The sequence below is a fragment of the Pseudomonas segetis genome (assembly GCF_900188155.1).
GTDB classification, from domain to species: Bacteria; Pseudomonadota; Gammaproteobacteria; order Pseudomonadales; family Pseudomonadaceae; genus Aquipseudomonas; species Aquipseudomonas segetis.
In genome coordinates this window covers 594,935-609,356 of the sequence record NZ_FZOG01000001.1, presented here as the reverse complement: position 1 = coordinate 609,356, position 14,422 = coordinate 594,935, and the positions used below count along the sequence as shown (strand labels likewise).

The window sequence follows — 14,422 nt, the reverse complement described above, 5'->3', positions numbered from 1 at the left end:
ACAACCAGCCTCGCACGGTTTGAATCGACTGCAGTCTCAGTTGCTGCTCACCGCCAACTGATAGGCGGTGTACTTGCGAATATTGATAACACCGGTATCAAACAACAGATACTGGCCCTTGATACCGGTCAAGGTGCCTTCGGCGATGGGGTTCTTATCCAGATTAAAGCTGGTGATCTTTGGCGGATAGGCTTCAATCGGATAGCCGATTTCCAGCGTTTGCGCGTCACTCACCGGCTGGATCGCCTGTATACCAAAGCGTTGTTGCAACTGTTGCATGCCCTCGGCGCAGGCGCTGAGAATTTCATTGCGCACGCTCAGCAGGTCGACTGGCGCGGCATCGCCCTTGAGCAGCGCACGCCAGTTGGTTTTATCCGCTACCTGGCTACGCAGCAGGTCTTCGACAAACCCGGACTGCTGACGCGTTGCCACCCGCATGATGGGCAACGCCTGGGTTGCGCCCTGGTCGATCCAGCGGGTCGGCACTTGCGTGGCCCGGGTAATACCCACTTTTACCCCGGACGAATTGGCCAGATAGACCACATGGTCAGTCATGCAGAACTGCTCACCCCAACTCGGTTCACGACAAGTGCCCGCGTCATAGTGGCAGCGCTCCGGACTCATGATGCAAATATCGCACTGGGCAAGCTTCTGCATGCACGGATAACAATAGCCCTGGCTAAAGCTGGTCTTGGTCTTGCGGCCGCAGTGGCTGCAGTGAATCGCACCCAAAAACTCCAGGCGCACGGTCTTGCCGATCAACGGATTGACTGCAATCAGCTGGTCATCCAGGCGAAACGAATACTGCACCGGGCTTTCCAACCGCGCCGACATTTTGCTCAGCGCACCGCGCCCCAATTCATTCATTAACAACTGCCACTCTCAAATTCAGTGCAAGGTATCGGAAGACTTGAACAACAGGTTCGGTACAGGCTCGGACTTGGAGCTGCATTCCTGTGGCCCCATGTAGCCGATGCGCTGGTCTTCCGGCAGGTTTTTGATTTCCCAGGCAATCAGGGCCTGCAAGCTCAACTCTTTTTGCTCTTGAGTCAGCTTGCGACCATCTGGCCATTTGCCAATTTCTACCGCCAACTTAAGGCTCTGGTAGATTTCGGGGGTGATGTTTTCAATAGTTTGCAAAAACGACGACATAACCCGCCTCCAGATAAAACCAGTATTTTAACAGGCCGCTAACGGCGGGCGCGCTGCCACAACCCACCACACAACCCAGTCAGGCAACCCGCCACCAGCCCGCCGACATGCGCGGCATTGGCGATGGAGCCAAATTGCAGTAGTTCAAAGACGCCGGTCATGCATATCAGCAACCAGGCCAGCATCATCACCAGCACGCCAGGCGGCAGGCGATATGCAGGGTTAGGCGCAAGTCGCTGGTAAATCCAGCAGTGGCCCAATAACCCGTAGAGCACGCCGGACAGCCCACCAAAGAGCGACGGCCCGGAGAAGCTGTATTGCGCCACGCTCGATGCCAGGCTGAATACCAGGGTCAACCCGAGTAACGCCAGGGCTCCTTGGTAAGACTCAATGCGCCGCCCCAATTCCCAATACCACAGGCTGTTCATGGCCAGATGCAGAAAGCCGAAGTGAATCAGCATGGGCGTGATCAATCGCCACCACTGCCCTGCCTGCAAGCCTTGCTCGGCCGAGGCGAAATAGATGTACTCGCCCTGGATCTTGAAGTCGACAAAACTCAACCAGCGAATCGCCGAGAAGTTGTCGCCCAGCAGAGTAATGGCCGCGACGATAAAGGTCAGCAGCAACACCGCGCAGGTCAAGGGATTGCTTTTAGCTTGCTGGATGAACCCGGGGCGAGTCGCGCCCGGCACAACCGAGGCCTCAAGCGGCGCGTCATCATTGCCCTCGGGGTAACGGCTGTAGAGCTCGCGCACCTGTTCGGCCAATGACTCTCCCGGCACCCACAGCACTTGCTCGCCGGCCTCCTCGCTCACCCTGTGCGGCACCTTGAGGCGCTGCAACAATGCGATAAAGCCGCTCAGATTGGTTTGTGTTGGCAAACGTAGAACCGCCACGGGACTCATTTCGGCGCCTCCGGCTTTTCAACCTCGACCCAGACAAATTTACTCGAATCCAAACGATGCTCCTGATCCAGGCGATAAGCGACCAAGCGTCCATACATCACGGCGCTGTAGTCCAGGCACGCCAGGTTGGCGCGAATAGGTGAAGGCTTGCCGCTGCGCCAATAGTGGCCGACAAATAATAGGGGCTGGTCGGCGCCATATCTGAGCAGCTCGTTCTTCTGCATTTCCGTCAATGGTGTTTGCGCGGCCAACTCGGGAAGCGCATCGGGCTGGAACACGATATCGCCATATGTTTGCGGGTTCTCTTCCCAAAACTTGGTGCGGAAGAAAGAGCGGGTGAAACCGTCGTCGCTGGTCAGCGTCATGCCGTGCGGCAGGCGCATGTCTGTCCCGCGCAGCAAGCGGTTGAAGGCGGTATTGGCAAAGCTGCCGTGCTCGGCCGCCGCCTTGACGAAAGCCTGGTTGATTCGCCCATCCGGGAACTGCGCGCGCAAGGGATTGATCAACTCGTCATCCCAGCAGGCATGCACGGCGCGAAAGCGCCCGGCATCGATAAACAAGGGGAGCTGGTAGAACCACTCAAGGGTTTCCCGCCACTCGGCTGGGTAGGCTGCGTATTGATCCAGGGTTTCCGCGATCATGCGCGCATGGCGGGCGTTGTGCTCACGAACAAACTGGCGACCGCTGCCCGGCTTTGCCGGTGTCGTCCACGCCAGGGCATTAAACTCATGGTTGCCCATGATGCACACGGCAGAACCGCCGTCGACCATGGTGCGCACCAGGTTGACGGCTTCGCGAATTCGCGGGCCACGGTCAACCAGGTCACCCAGGAAGATGGCCGTGCGAGTCGGGTGACGCCAGACGCCAGCCTCTTGCCGGTACCCCAGCTTATCCAGCAAGCGTGCCAGGGTCCGCGCACAGCCATGGATATCGCCGATCAGGTCGTAACTTCGCTCAGGGTCCAGGCGCATTTACTCGCCTCCACCACCAAGGCGGCTGCCCCACCCTAGCTTGGTGCGACAGACCTCGTAATAGTTATGGTCAAGCGGATGAATCAGGCATAGCTTTTGCGGTTTCTTGCGGATGGTGACGGTATCACCAGGCGCGCAGGTAAAGTGATTCTGCCCGTCACAGGACACCTGCGGGTAAATCTGCAGGTCCTTGGACACAACAATTTTCAGCTCGCTGTTGCCATCGACCACTATGGGGCGACTCGACAGGGTATGCGGGTACATGGGCACTATTACTATTGCATCGAGCTTGGGATGCATGATCGGGCCGCCCGCAGACAAGGCATAGGCCGTGGAGCCGGTCGGGGTCGAGACGATCAGGCCGTCAGCTTTCTGGCTGCAAACAAACTGGCCGTCGATAAACAACTCGAACTCGATCATCCGCGTCGACTTGCCCGGATGCAAAACCACATCGTTAAGCGCATCGCCCTGGCCGATGGCTTCAGCATTACGCCGCACTTCGGTTTCGAGCAAAAACCTGTTTTCGGTCAGGTAATTGCCGTCCAGCACCTCGGCGACCTTGACTTCAAGCTCGTCGGGGCGGATATCGGTCAAAAAGCCCAGGCTGCCACGGTTGACCCCAAGTACCGGAATCTTGTGGCGCGCCAATGCCCGCGCAGCGCCCAACAAGCTACCGTCGCCACCGACCACAATCACCAAGTCACAGATTTCCCCGAGGTTCTTGCGCGAAGAGGTCTGCAAGCCATGGCCCGGCAGGACTTCAGCAATCGAATCTTCCAGAATCACATGGGTGTGGCGGTCGAGCAGAAACTTCTTCAGTCGACGAATAGTGTCGAGCACCTGCGTGCTGCCGAGGCGACCAATGATGCCGATATTCCGAAATTGCTCCATGGTGCTCCCGCAGGCTGAATCTCTAAAGAGTTAGATTATGGTCGAAAGCCTGCAAGCGCAGCAAACTTGCGCTGCTAACCATGGGTTTCCAGGCAACGGAAAGCTGAGGCACTACAACGACCACTTGCTGGTTAATTGGGGGCATTTGCCTCGATTGCAACCTCGGCCAAGGATACAGCGCTTGCTTGCAATCGGGTAAATAACGCTATGCTCGTGGCATGAATCCGTTTCGATCTCTGACTGATCTGCCTCAGCGCTTGCGCCAGCCCGCAGTGCGCGACCTGGCGTGGGTCATACTTGCCCCGCCGCTGCTGAGCCAGCCCCCGACACGCCAGCGTCATCCTTTGGCGGCCAGCCGCTGGAGCCGTGAGCCGCAACAACTGGCGCACTGGCTACTGACACTGGACGATGATTGCTCAAGCCTCAGCCATTGGCTTGCCGAGCGTTCGGTACGCAGGCTTGGACTGTATTACGAACGACTCTGGCAATTTGCCCTGAACTCGGCACCTGATGTCGAGATTCTTGCCGCCAACCTGCCTATTCGTCGCGAAGGGCACACCCTGGGTGAACTGGATTTGATTCTGCGTGACGACGACGGCCTGCACCATCTCGAGCTGGCGATAAAACTCTATCTGGGCGAGCAAAACACCAGCGGCACTGCCAATCACCACTGGCTCGGCCCGGGAAGCCGTGACCGGCTGGACCTGAAACTCAGCCACATCGCCGAGCACCAGTTGCCGCTGTCGAAAACCGAACAGGCGCTGAGCACCCTGGCCCAGGAGGGGATAAACAGCCAGGCGGTACAAGCCTCGATGTGGGTCGCCGGTTACTTGTTCTATCCCTGGCCTGCGGGATGCCTGCCGCCTGCCGGTGCTCACCCCGAGCATTTGCGTGGCAATTGGGTGCATCAGCGCGACTGGCCAGCACTGCTTGCCCAATATCCAGGCGCCAGCTGGCAAATACTGCCGCGTCATGACTGGCTGGCTCCAGCTCGAATCAGCCCCGCCGACCATTGGCCCAACGACCAACTGCAAATCTGGTTCGCGACGCTCGAAGCCAATACCAATGCGCAATTGCTGGTACGCCTTGAACAGAGCCCGGATGGCTATTGGCTGGAGCAACAGCGGGTATTCCTGGTCAGCGACAGCTGGCCAGAAACACTCAGGCCCTACCGCTAACAGGCCATAGGGTGCGACAACGCGAAGCTTGTCCACCACAGCCTGCTCCAAATCAGCCGCCAGCCCCAGTCAGGCGAATCAGTATTAACCGGCTCGCCTTATTGCGCCTGCATCGCCTTGAGGATCTTCTTGCCCGCGCGGCCATCATAGGGCTGCAATCCCAGGCGCTTTTGCTCCTCGACAATGGCTTTGCGGGTATTGGTGCCGATCAAGCCGTCCGCCTCGCCAATGTCGTAGCCACGGGCAAGCAATAACTCCTGCAACTGCTTGCGCTCGATACGACTGAGGCCCGGGTCATCGGTTGGCCATGGCGTCACGATCTCGTCACCACCGCGCAAACGGTCGGACAAATGCGCGATTGCCAATGCATAGCTTTCAGCCGCGTTATAGGAATAGATCGCATCGAAGTTGCGCATCACAATAAATGCTGGCCCCTTGGCACCTGCGGGCAGCAAGATACCAGCCGGCGTATCGCTTGGCGTGATCGCCGAGCCATCGACCTTGACCACGCCACGGGCGACCCAGTCTTTGAGCGGACGTTTGTTTTTGCGCCCCGCTGCCGAGGTATCGAAGCCTGCGGGCAGCTTGACCTCATACCCCCAAGGCTGGCCGGTGCGCCAGCCTGAACGCTTGAGGTAGTTGGCGGTTGAGGCCAGCGCATCAGGGATGCTTGCCACCAGGTCGCGGCGACCGTCACCGTCGCCATCCACGGCGATACGTTGATAGGTCGAAGGCATGAATTGGGTATGACCAAAGGCGCCTGCCCATGAACCTTTCAGTTCCTGAGCCTGAATATCCCCGGATTGCAGCAGTTTCAGGGTGGCAAAGAACTCACCTTGAAAGAACGCCTGGCGCCGACCGTAACATGACAGGGTGCCGAGCGAAGTGAGCAATGGCCGCTTGCCAAAGGTTTTCCCGTAGTCACTCTCAACACCCCATACAGCGACCACAGTAGCCGGATCAACGCCATAGCTGCGCGATACCTTGGCCAGGGTGTCGGCGTGCAACTTCAGCATCTGGCGACCTTCATCGACGCGCTGCTGATCGACCAGCGCAGCCAGGTAATCCCAAATGGGAGTGCTGAATTCAGGTTGTGAGTTGAGCAGTTCCAGCACGCTCATATCGGGCTCAAGGCCTTGTGTATAACGGTCGAAGGTCGCGCCTGAAACCCCCTTTGCCGCAGCCTTGGGGCGCAAGTCGCCGAGGCATTGCTGAAAAGATGCTGCCTGCGCCTGGGTTGCCAGGGCCCCCGCACTGAACAGAACCGCAGCTAAACGGGTGATCATTTTATTCATCGCATATTCCCTGATACTGAAACAGTCCACATATAGGGACAGTGTAATGATCAGAGACAGCTTAGTCGCGGCAGTTCCGTTACAAGCCTTTAGCCAAGGCGGCAGCGCGCCCCTGCAAACCGCCAGTATGGACGAATATCAGCCGCGTTCCACGAGGAAACGCGCCCTGCTCGACCTGCTCACGCAAGGCCAGTAGCGCCTTGGCGGTGTAGAGCGGTTCGAACAGCATCTCAGACTCGGCTTCACATGCCTGCATGAAATCCAGCAACAGCGTATCGACTTTGGCAAAGCCGCCGCGCGCGGCATCAAGCAAGCGATACCCCTGGTCGGCCTGCTGCGCCTGGGTCAAGACACTGGAAATCTGCAGCTGCGCGCCATGCCTTGCCGGAACAGCTAGAGCGCCGTAGACCGGGTGCGCCCCGGCTTCAGCCAGAACCAGTCCGGCCAGCGTGGTACCAGTCCCCACCGCCAACCACCAAGCGTGGTAATCGGGCCAATCTAGCTGGTCCAACTGGCTGCGTACCATTTCGACCAGAAGCTGGCAGCCTTGGGCGCCAAGCAAGCCACCACCGCCTTCCGGAACCGGCAGCAGTTGCGGGTAACGTGAACGCCAGGGCTGCCAAAAACCCGGCAAATTACGCCCACGGTAACCGCCGTAGCCAAGCCAGTGTAACTCCATGCTCAACTGTTCGAGCTCAGCGCTGGTAGGCGTTAGCTGAGGATTGCCACGCAGCAGGCCAACGGTTTGAAAGCCAAAGCGATTGCCCGCAGCAGCCAGGGCATGCAAGTGATTGGAGTGAGCGCCACCCAGGCTGATGAGGCCCTGGGCGCCCTGCCTGGCTGCGGCCTCGATATAGGGCGCCAGCTTGAACCATTTATTGCCGCTGACCTGCTGATCAATCAGGTCAAGGCGCAGCACCGCCACTTCGACCCCGGCGTTTGCCAGCCAATACAGGTTTAAGCGCTGTACGGGCGCTGTCGGCCTCCACTCGGGGAGTTTCAACGCCGATCACCCCAGGGTGCGCATGCGCTCGGCATCCTTGTGACGGGCGCAACAATTGGAGTCACCGAGCTTGAAGCGGCTTGGTGCATCGACTCGATCAATACGGATGGCGCAACGCTGCCCATTGGCCAGCAACGCTTCGCAGGCGGGCTGTTGATAATGTGCCAGCCACTGCCTGTACTGTTCTTCGGAGACAAAACATTTGGATGCGGCATAGGCAAGCGGGTTTTCCTGGTAGCGAGCAATATCTTGCAAGGCAACGGTCAAGTGCCCGGCTCCAGGATGATAAACCACAAATACCATGCCCAGGTTCGACAAGCGCTCAAGAATCTGGTCGCCACTTTGTCCGGTCAGTTGTTCGCGTTCGCTGTTGAGACGCTCGATCTCCTGCTGGAGCTTGCCGTCGAGCTCCTGACGATAGGCAAGCTCGACATCACGAATGGCAATTTGCTCTTTGTACTCAACCACTGCCGAGGCAATCTTTGCCTGCATCTCAGTGTCGAACTGCGCGCGCATCAGGTCGATCTCACTGCGTCCATTGGTTTGCAGTGTACGCAGTTGCTCGGTCATCTTCTCCCGTGATGACTGAAAACTGGCTGCTTGTTCCGCCAACTGCCGTTTCAGATCAGCATTGAGTTCCTTCTGCTGCGCCAGGGCTTTTTGCACCAGGGCCATTTTGGCCTCGATGACTTCTCGGTGTTTCTCGCTGGCCAACTTGAGTTTGGCCAGCTCTTCTTCGTGCTGAAGACTCAGGCTACCGATACGCAAGCGCTGCTGCTTGATCAGCTGTGCAGCTTTCAGGCGCTGCTCCTGATTCAACTTCTCTGCGACCTTTTGCGCCTCTTCCAGCGCCGGATCAGGCGAGTACCATTTGTCATCCGAGACCATCTGCAAGCGCTCGGCAACAACCGACTGGCCGCTGTCATCCTCAATCAACAGCCCCAACTGATTGGCCTTGACCGTATCGCGCAAAGTCACCAGGTCATTCTGCCCAGGCGCCAGGCTTGGGTCCCAAAGGTGCATCTGGTGCCATGACACCGGGCACTGGCTGCGACACGCCAAGCGAATCGGGCCAGCCCCCATGTCGGGGCCTCGCCCGGACTTTTCAGCCAAATGCTGCAAGGGGATATTCCAACCGTTATCGGGAGCCCCCTTTTCATCGAAATCGAGGTAGAAGAACACCACTGAACGGATCAATAACCTTGGATTGATCATCAAGTAAGCCGCCCGCACTTGCTGGTCGGCGAACTCGGGCATATTGACCATGCCATCGAGCAGGGCTTCAAACTCGGTGAAGAACATTTGCTTGCAGACACCACCGTGTTCACTGAAGAACATCACTGCATCAACCATCTGCGGCTTGTTCTGCATGCTCATCCGATTCCCTCAAAGCTAGATTGACAACACTCATCTGACGTCGCGCGTGGCTATGTATCCAACCCAGAGGAGCAGAACATCCTCGGGCGATAATAACGCCTAAGATCACAGGCCAGTAACTGACGCGCACAAGCAGTCAGGCACATCACAGCCGTTTGAGCGAGTCTAGGGGAAAAACCGTGGGCAGCAATGTGACTGGGTTGGCAGTCGTCTTGCGATAGGAACAATCCTACTCAACTGCACAACAAAACTGTGATGGGCTTGGTACAAACTGTCAGCATGAGACATTTTTCGTCAGTTGCCAGCCAGGCCTGGATGACATGCACAATGCCATCCAGGTAACAGGGGTTGCAGGCTACAGCGCGCCGCGCAGGCGCTTGCCCATTTCCTCGCCCAGAGCCTGCAGGCCACTCATGGGCCGGACCATGACCTCGAACTCGACAATCTGGCCCTGCTCATTAAAGCGCACCATGTCGATGCCCTTGAGCTCGCGATCAGCCACTGTGGCGCTGAACTCCAGCACCACATTCAAGCCATCAGCCGAAACCAGTTCGCGGTGGTAGCGAAAGTCTTCAAATACCTTGATCACGGTATTGAGGATCATCGCCACCTTGTCCGCGCCTGCGTATGGCTTGAACGCCATGGGCGAACGAAAAACCGCGTCCGGGTGCAATAATGCCGGCAGGCCACCGAGGTCCTGGCTGGCAATCATCGCATGCCATTGCTGCATGGCTGGGGCAATATTGGGCTTAACCGCTAATGCTGTCATCTCTACACCTCGGTTGGGCTTATGGATTAAATTTCAGCAGCCAGTCGCGAGCCCTGATTGATTGCACGCTTGGCATCCAGCTCGGCAGCCACGTCCGCGCCACCGATCAAGTGCACGCTTTGGCCTGCCGCCTGCAACCCTTCATGCAGCTCACGCAGCGGATCCTGGCCAGCGCAGACAATAATGGTGTCGACCGGCAATACCTGCGGCTCGGCATCGGCAATGCTGATATGCAGGCCGGCATCATCAACCTTGAGGTACTGCACCTTATTGAGCATCTGCACCTGCTTGTTCTTCAGGCCTGCCCGGTGAATCCAGCCGGTGGTTTTACCCAGGCCATCGCCCACCTTGGTCTTCTTGCGCTGTAACAGGAAAACCTGGCGCGCCGGCGCATGTGGCTCGGCGGTGATACCTGCGACACCGCCGCGCGCCTGCAACTGATCATCGATACCCCACTCTTTCCAGAAGGCATCGCGATCCAGGCTGGTTGCCGTGCCGGCATGGGTAATGAACTCGGATACGTCAAAGCCAATGCCGCCCGCACCTATCACCGCAACCTTCTGGCCCACTGGCTTGCGCTGCAAGATTGCATCGAGATAGCTGATGACCTTGGGGTGATCAATGCCAGGGATATCTGGCGTACGCGGGGCAATACCGGTTGCCAGTATCACTTCATCAAAGCCACCGGCCACCAGCTCATCAACATTGACCCGGGTGTTCAGCCGGAGGTCGACCCCGGTGGTTTCCAGCTTGCGCTTGAAATAACGCAGGGTTTCAAAGAACTCCTCTTTACCCGGCACACGCTTGGCAACATTGAACTGGCCACCGATCTGGGCAGCGCTGTCAAACAGCGTGACCTGGTGCCCGCGCTCGGCGGCAACGGTCGCTGCCGCAAGGCCTGCCGGCCCCGCACCGACCACGGCAATTCTTTTAACCGCGCGGGTAGCAATGTAATTCAACTCGGTTTCGTGACAGGCGCGCGGATTGACCAGGCAACTGGTCAGCTTGCCGCCAAAAGTGTGGTCCAGGCAGGCCTGGTTACAGCCGATGCAGGTATTGATTTCATCCGCACGGCCTTCTGCAGCCTTGTTTACAAAGTCCGGGTCAGCCAGGAATGGACGGGCCATGGAAACCATATCGGCATCGCCCTCGGCCAGGACTTGCTCGGCGACCTCCGGCGTATTGATGCGGTTGGTGGTGATCAATGGAATCGATACCGAACCCCGCAGCTTGGCCGTGACCTTGGTGAAGGCCGCGCGCGGAACCTTGGTCGCGATGGTGGGGATACGTGCTTCGTGCCAGCCGATACCGGTGTTGATCAAGGTTGCACCAGCCTGCTCAATGGCCTGGGCCAGTTGCACGATCTCTTCCCAGGTGCTGCCGCCTTCGACCAGGTCAAGCATCGACAAGCGATAGATGATGATGAAGTTGGGGCCAACAGCCTGGCGCACCCGGCTGACGATTTCTACCGGCAAGCGCATGCGATTTTCGTAGCTACCGCCCCAACGATCGGTACGATGATTGGTGTGCGCAGCCAGGAACTGGTTAATGAAATAACCTTCCGAACCCATGATTTCCACACCGTCATACTCGGCCTGTTGCGCCAGCATTGAGCAGGTGACGAAATCCTGAATTTGTTTTTCGATGCCCTCTTCATCCAGCTCAGTGGGCTTGAATGGGTTGATCGGCGCCTGAATGGCACTGGGCGCCACTGACTTGGGGCTATAGGCGTAGCGGCCAGCGTGAAGAATCTGCATGCAGATCTTGCCATCGGCCTCGTGCACGGCGCGGGTCACAATCTTGTGCTGCTCGGCTTCTTCAACAGTGGTCAACTTGGCTGCGCCGGAGTAAACCCCGCCCTCGACATTAGGGCCGATGCCGCCGGTAACCATCAGGCCAACCCCTCCGCGCGCACGCTCGGCGAAATAGGCCGCCATGCGTTCAAACCCACCCGGCTTCTCCTCCAGGCCAGTATGCATCGAGCCCATCAGGGTACGGTTTTTCAGGGTGGTGAAACCAAGATCAAGCGGGGCCAGCAAATTGGGGTACAGAGCACTCATGGAAGTCTCCACATCAGGCATTGAGATTCACGGTATGCCGCGATTTCTATTGATGCAGGAGGCAGCCAGCACATAGCAAATTGACAGTGCGGTGATTCTGCCGCCCGCGGATGAATCGCGATCAGTATGCAGAGCACGATAAATAGCCCCAGCGCACAGCTCAATGACTCTAACTAACAACTTATTGATCCAAATGCGCAGCAACCCCTTGGCAACCGCGACGCGCTCCCCTACCCTGAGAATCGAACCCTCAACGCTGAACGACCATGCGCCTATTTATTACTATCAGCATTCTCATCCTCTTGCTCGGCAGCGCCGGTGGCTATGTCTACTGGGCACAGCAGCGTCCAGACGTTGGCATCATCCTTACCGACCTGAGCAGCGAAATCAGCGTCAACCAAGGCCAGCCGGCTGATCGTGGCAACCTGCTCGGCATACAACCCCTGCTGTTTGCCAGTGATTACCAAAGCCGTGAAAGCCTGCACCTGAAGCTTGCGGCCTATCTCGAGAAGGCCCGCGACGAAGGGCTGCTCAACGCCAAGACCATTGCCATCCTGCCCGAGCACATTGGCACCTGGCTGGTCGCCGCCGGCGAAAAACCCGAGTTCTACAAAAGCGACAGCCTGCAAGAAGCCGTCAAATGGCTAGCCGCCAGCCATCCACTCGGTGTGCCGCAAGCCCTGCTTGAAACGCCGAGCAATAAAGACTTCAGCGACGCCCTGTTTCGCCTCAAGTCCGAACAGATGGCCGCCGATTACCAGAGCCTGTTCAGTGGCCTGGCCAAGGACTTTGGCATCACCCTGGTTGCGGGCTCGATTGTCTTGCCTGAGCCGCGTAATGAAGACGGTATCCTGCGCATCGGCACAGGTCCGCTGTACAACATCAGCGTGGTCTATGGCGCCGACGGCAAAGCCATTGGCCAACCGCAACGCAAGGTCTATCCATCAAGCCGCGAACGCAGCATCATCGCGGCGGCGCCTATTGAGCAATTGCACACATTCGCCACACCAGCCGGTCAGTTGGCAGTACTGATCGGCACCGACAGCTGGTACCCCGCCAGCTATGCAGCGCTCGCCAAGCTCAACACAGAGCTTCTGGCAGTACCTGGGTTCGTCAAAGGCAAGACGCAGTGGAACAAGCCCTGGAAAGGCTACAAGCATGCCGCCAAACCGCAGACGCCTACCCTGGCCGACAACAGTGTCAGCGAGGGCCAGGCCTGGCAACAACTGGCGATACCCAACCAGTTGCACGCCAGCGGTGCACGGGCCGGCGCCATGGTGTTTATGCGCGGCCAATTGTGGCGCATGGGCATCGATGGACGCAGCGTTGTCAGTGATGGCCAGCAACATGCAATTGCCGGTGACAAGCGCGGCGCCCACTTCGTCAACCTATGGCTGTAACGAGTCCGCGTATCCGCCTTGGCGACCTTTCGGTGGGCTTTGTCGACAGCCTGGCCGAGGCCATGCGCAGCTGCGGGCAGGATCCGCTCGCGCTTCTCGACAGTTACGGCCTGGATCCTGCTCGCCTGGCCACCCCCCGGGCACGCCTGTCGATCCCGCGCTATATGCGCCTGGGCCACGCCGCCATCGAACAAACCGGCCAGCCGGACCTGGGCCTGATCATGGGCAAGCTCAGCCGCCTGGGCCAGCTGGGGCTCGCAGGTGTAACCGCCGCCCAAGCCCCGACCGTACGCCAGGCAGCGCGCAGCCTGATTCGCTTTGAGCCTTTGTATGCCTCCAACTATCGCGGCCACGCCAGCTTTGCCGAGGACCATCAAGGTGGCTGGCTGCGGTTTTACTCGATCAGTCCGTACAACGCCTACAACCGCTTTGTCATTGACTCGGTGCTTGCCGGCTGGACCCGACAACTGGAACAAGTCGCCCAGCAGCCCATCACCCCGGAGCGGGCGCATATCGAATTTCCCGCCCCCCATTACAGTGACGCCTACGAGCCCGCGCTGGCCTGCCCTGTCGAGTTTGCAGCCGAGCATAATCAGCTGCGCCTGAGCCAGGCCACGCTCAACCTGCGCAACCCACAGCATTGCCCAAGCACTTGGCTGCACCTGCAAGAGTTGTGTGAACACGAACTGGAACAGCTGACCCGTACCCGCAGCCTGCGTGAGCGCATCATTCAATTATTAGGGCCACTGCTGCATGGGCGCGAACCTGACTTGCAGGAAGTGGCTGCACGCCTGCAAATGCCAACCTGGACCTTGCGCCGCAAGCTGGCGGAGGAAGGCACCCAGTTTCGCGCCATCCTCAACGAGACGCGCCATGACCTGGCGGTGGCCTATATTCGCGATACCGAACTGGCCTTCGGCGAGATAGCCTACCTGCTCGGTTTTGCCTCGGCAGAGGCGTTTCAACGCGCATTCAAGCGCTGGAACCAGCAGACGCCAGGCGAATTTCGCCGGGCACAGCGCCTGGGTAGCTGAAGCTACAAGCCAGGGTTACAACTCGGTAGCATCCTCAGCCAACTCAGGCGCATCCAGTTCAACAGCCTGCGCTTCCAGCAGTTCGTCTTGATAGTCTTCCATAGCATCTCTCCCCTGCACTGTCGACGCGAGCCAACCCCGCGTGGAGGCAGTTTAAAAAGTCGAGATGACGCCTGGATGACAGCAAACGACAGGCAATAAAAAACCCTCAGATATTGCTATCTGAGGGTTTCGTATTTGGCGCAGCGGACGGGACTCGAACCCGCGACCCCCGGCGTGACAGGCCGGTATTCTAACCAACTGAACTACCGCTGCATGTTATTCGGGCTTGCACCCTAAAACAGGTCACTTCATCTGGCAGTACAACCGCGTTGGCTTGTGCTTACC

General features: G+C 58.4%; 13 protein-coding genes and 1 tRNA gene. 3 read left to right on the top strand and 11 right to left on the bottom strand.

Annotation, left to right across the window (positions count from 1 at the left end; translation table 11 throughout):
• Positions 1-36 precede the first annotated feature (36 nt).
• The 5 genes from CHB79_RS02950 to CHB79_RS02930 are packed head-to-tail and all read right to left on the bottom strand — an operon-like array spanning position 37 to position 3,919.
• Positions 37-867, bottom strand: coding sequence for a DUF2797 domain-containing protein (locus CHB79_RS02950; RefSeq protein WP_089358831.1), 831 nt, complete (start codon positions 865-867; stop codon positions 37-39).
• A gap of 21 nt (positions 868-888) precedes the next feature.
• Complete coding sequence (locus CHB79_RS02945) at positions 889-1,152, bottom strand: YeaC family protein (protein ID WP_010483048.1); 264 nt, start codon at positions 1,150-1,152, stop codon at positions 889-891.
• A gap of 38 nt (positions 1,153-1,190) precedes the next feature.
• On the bottom strand, positions 1,191-2,057 hold the full coding sequence (locus CHB79_RS02940; protein WP_089358830.1) for a rhomboid family intramembrane serine protease: 867 nt from the start codon (positions 2,055-2,057) through the stop codon (positions 1,191-1,193).
• On the bottom strand, positions 2,054-3,028 hold the full coding sequence (locus tag CHB79_RS02935; RefSeq protein ID WP_089358829.1) for a metallophosphoesterase: 975 nt from the start codon (positions 3,026-3,028) through the stop codon (positions 2,054-2,056). Before CHB79_RS02935 ends, CHB79_RS02940 begins: the two co-directional genes overlap by 4 nt.
• Entirely contained in the window at positions 3,029-3,919 is an 891-nt protein-coding gene (locus CHB79_RS02930) for an NAD(+) kinase (RefSeq protein ID WP_010483042.1), read from the bottom strand. It lies immediately after the preceding gene.
• A gap of 218 nt (positions 3,920-4,137) precedes the next feature.
• Between CHB79_RS02930 and CHB79_RS02925 the strand changes: the two genes are divergently transcribed.
• On the top strand, positions 4,138-5,097 hold the full coding sequence (locus tag CHB79_RS02925; protein WP_089358828.1) for a DUF1853 family protein: 960 nt from the start codon (positions 4,138-4,140) through the stop codon (positions 5,095-5,097).
• A 98-nt stretch (positions 5,098-5,195) separates the two neighbouring features.
• Here CHB79_RS02925 and CHB79_RS02920 read toward each other — a convergent pair whose 3' ends face one another.
• The 5 genes from CHB79_RS02920 to CHB79_RS02900 form a co-directional block, all read right to left on the bottom strand.
• On the bottom strand, positions 5,196-6,392 hold the full coding sequence (locus CHB79_RS02920) for a lytic murein transglycosylase (protein WP_089358827.1): 1,197 nt from the start codon (positions 6,390-6,392) through the stop codon (positions 5,196-5,198).
• A 79-nt stretch (positions 6,393-6,471) separates the two neighbouring features.
• Positions 6,472-7,395 carry a 1-aminocyclopropane-1-carboxylate deaminase/D-cysteine desulfhydrase gene (locus CHB79_RS02915; RefSeq protein WP_089358826.1) on the bottom strand — a complete coding sequence of 308 codons (924 nt, stop codon included), beginning with the start codon at positions 7,393-7,395 and terminating at the stop codon, positions 6,472-6,474.
• A 6-nt stretch (positions 7,396-7,401) separates the two neighbouring features.
• Positions 7,402-8,772 (bottom strand): chromosome segregation ATPase, encoded by a 1,371-nt coding sequence (locus CHB79_RS02910; protein WP_010483033.1) that lies wholly within the window; start codon positions 8,770-8,772, stop codon positions 7,402-7,404.
• Positions 8,773-9,127: 355 nt separating this feature from the next.
• A complete protein-coding gene (locus CHB79_RS02905; protein WP_010483031.1) occupies positions 9,128-9,541 on the bottom strand; it encodes a nuclear transport factor 2 family protein in 414 nt (137 codons plus the stop codon).
• Between the two features lie 26 nt (positions 9,542-9,567).
• Positions 9,568-11,601, bottom strand: coding sequence for an NADPH-dependent 2,4-dienoyl-CoA reductase (locus tag CHB79_RS02900; protein WP_089358825.1), 2,034 nt, complete (start codon positions 11,599-11,601; stop codon positions 9,568-9,570).
• A gap of 266 nt (positions 11,602-11,867) precedes the next feature.
• Here CHB79_RS02900 and CHB79_RS02895 point away from each other — a divergent pair, with 266 nt between their 5' ends.
• The gene (locus CHB79_RS02895; protein ID WP_089358824.1) at positions 11,868-13,001 is read left to right on the top strand and encodes a nitrilase-related carbon-nitrogen hydrolase; all 1,134 of its coding nucleotides are present in this window, start codon (positions 11,868-11,870) and stop codon (positions 12,999-13,001) included.
• On the top strand, positions 12,992-14,035 hold the full coding sequence (locus tag CHB79_RS02890) for an AraC family transcriptional regulator (RefSeq protein ID WP_010483027.1): 1,044 nt from the start codon (positions 12,992-12,994) through the stop codon (positions 14,033-14,035). The genes CHB79_RS02895 and CHB79_RS02890 overlap by 10 nt, the downstream gene beginning before the upstream one ends.
• 238 nt (positions 14,036-14,273) lie before the next feature.
• Here CHB79_RS02890 and CHB79_RS02885 read toward each other — a convergent pair.
• Positions 14,274-14,350: transfer RNA gene (locus CHB79_RS02885), tRNA-Asp, on the bottom strand.
• Positions 14,351-14,422 lie beyond the last annotated feature (72 nt).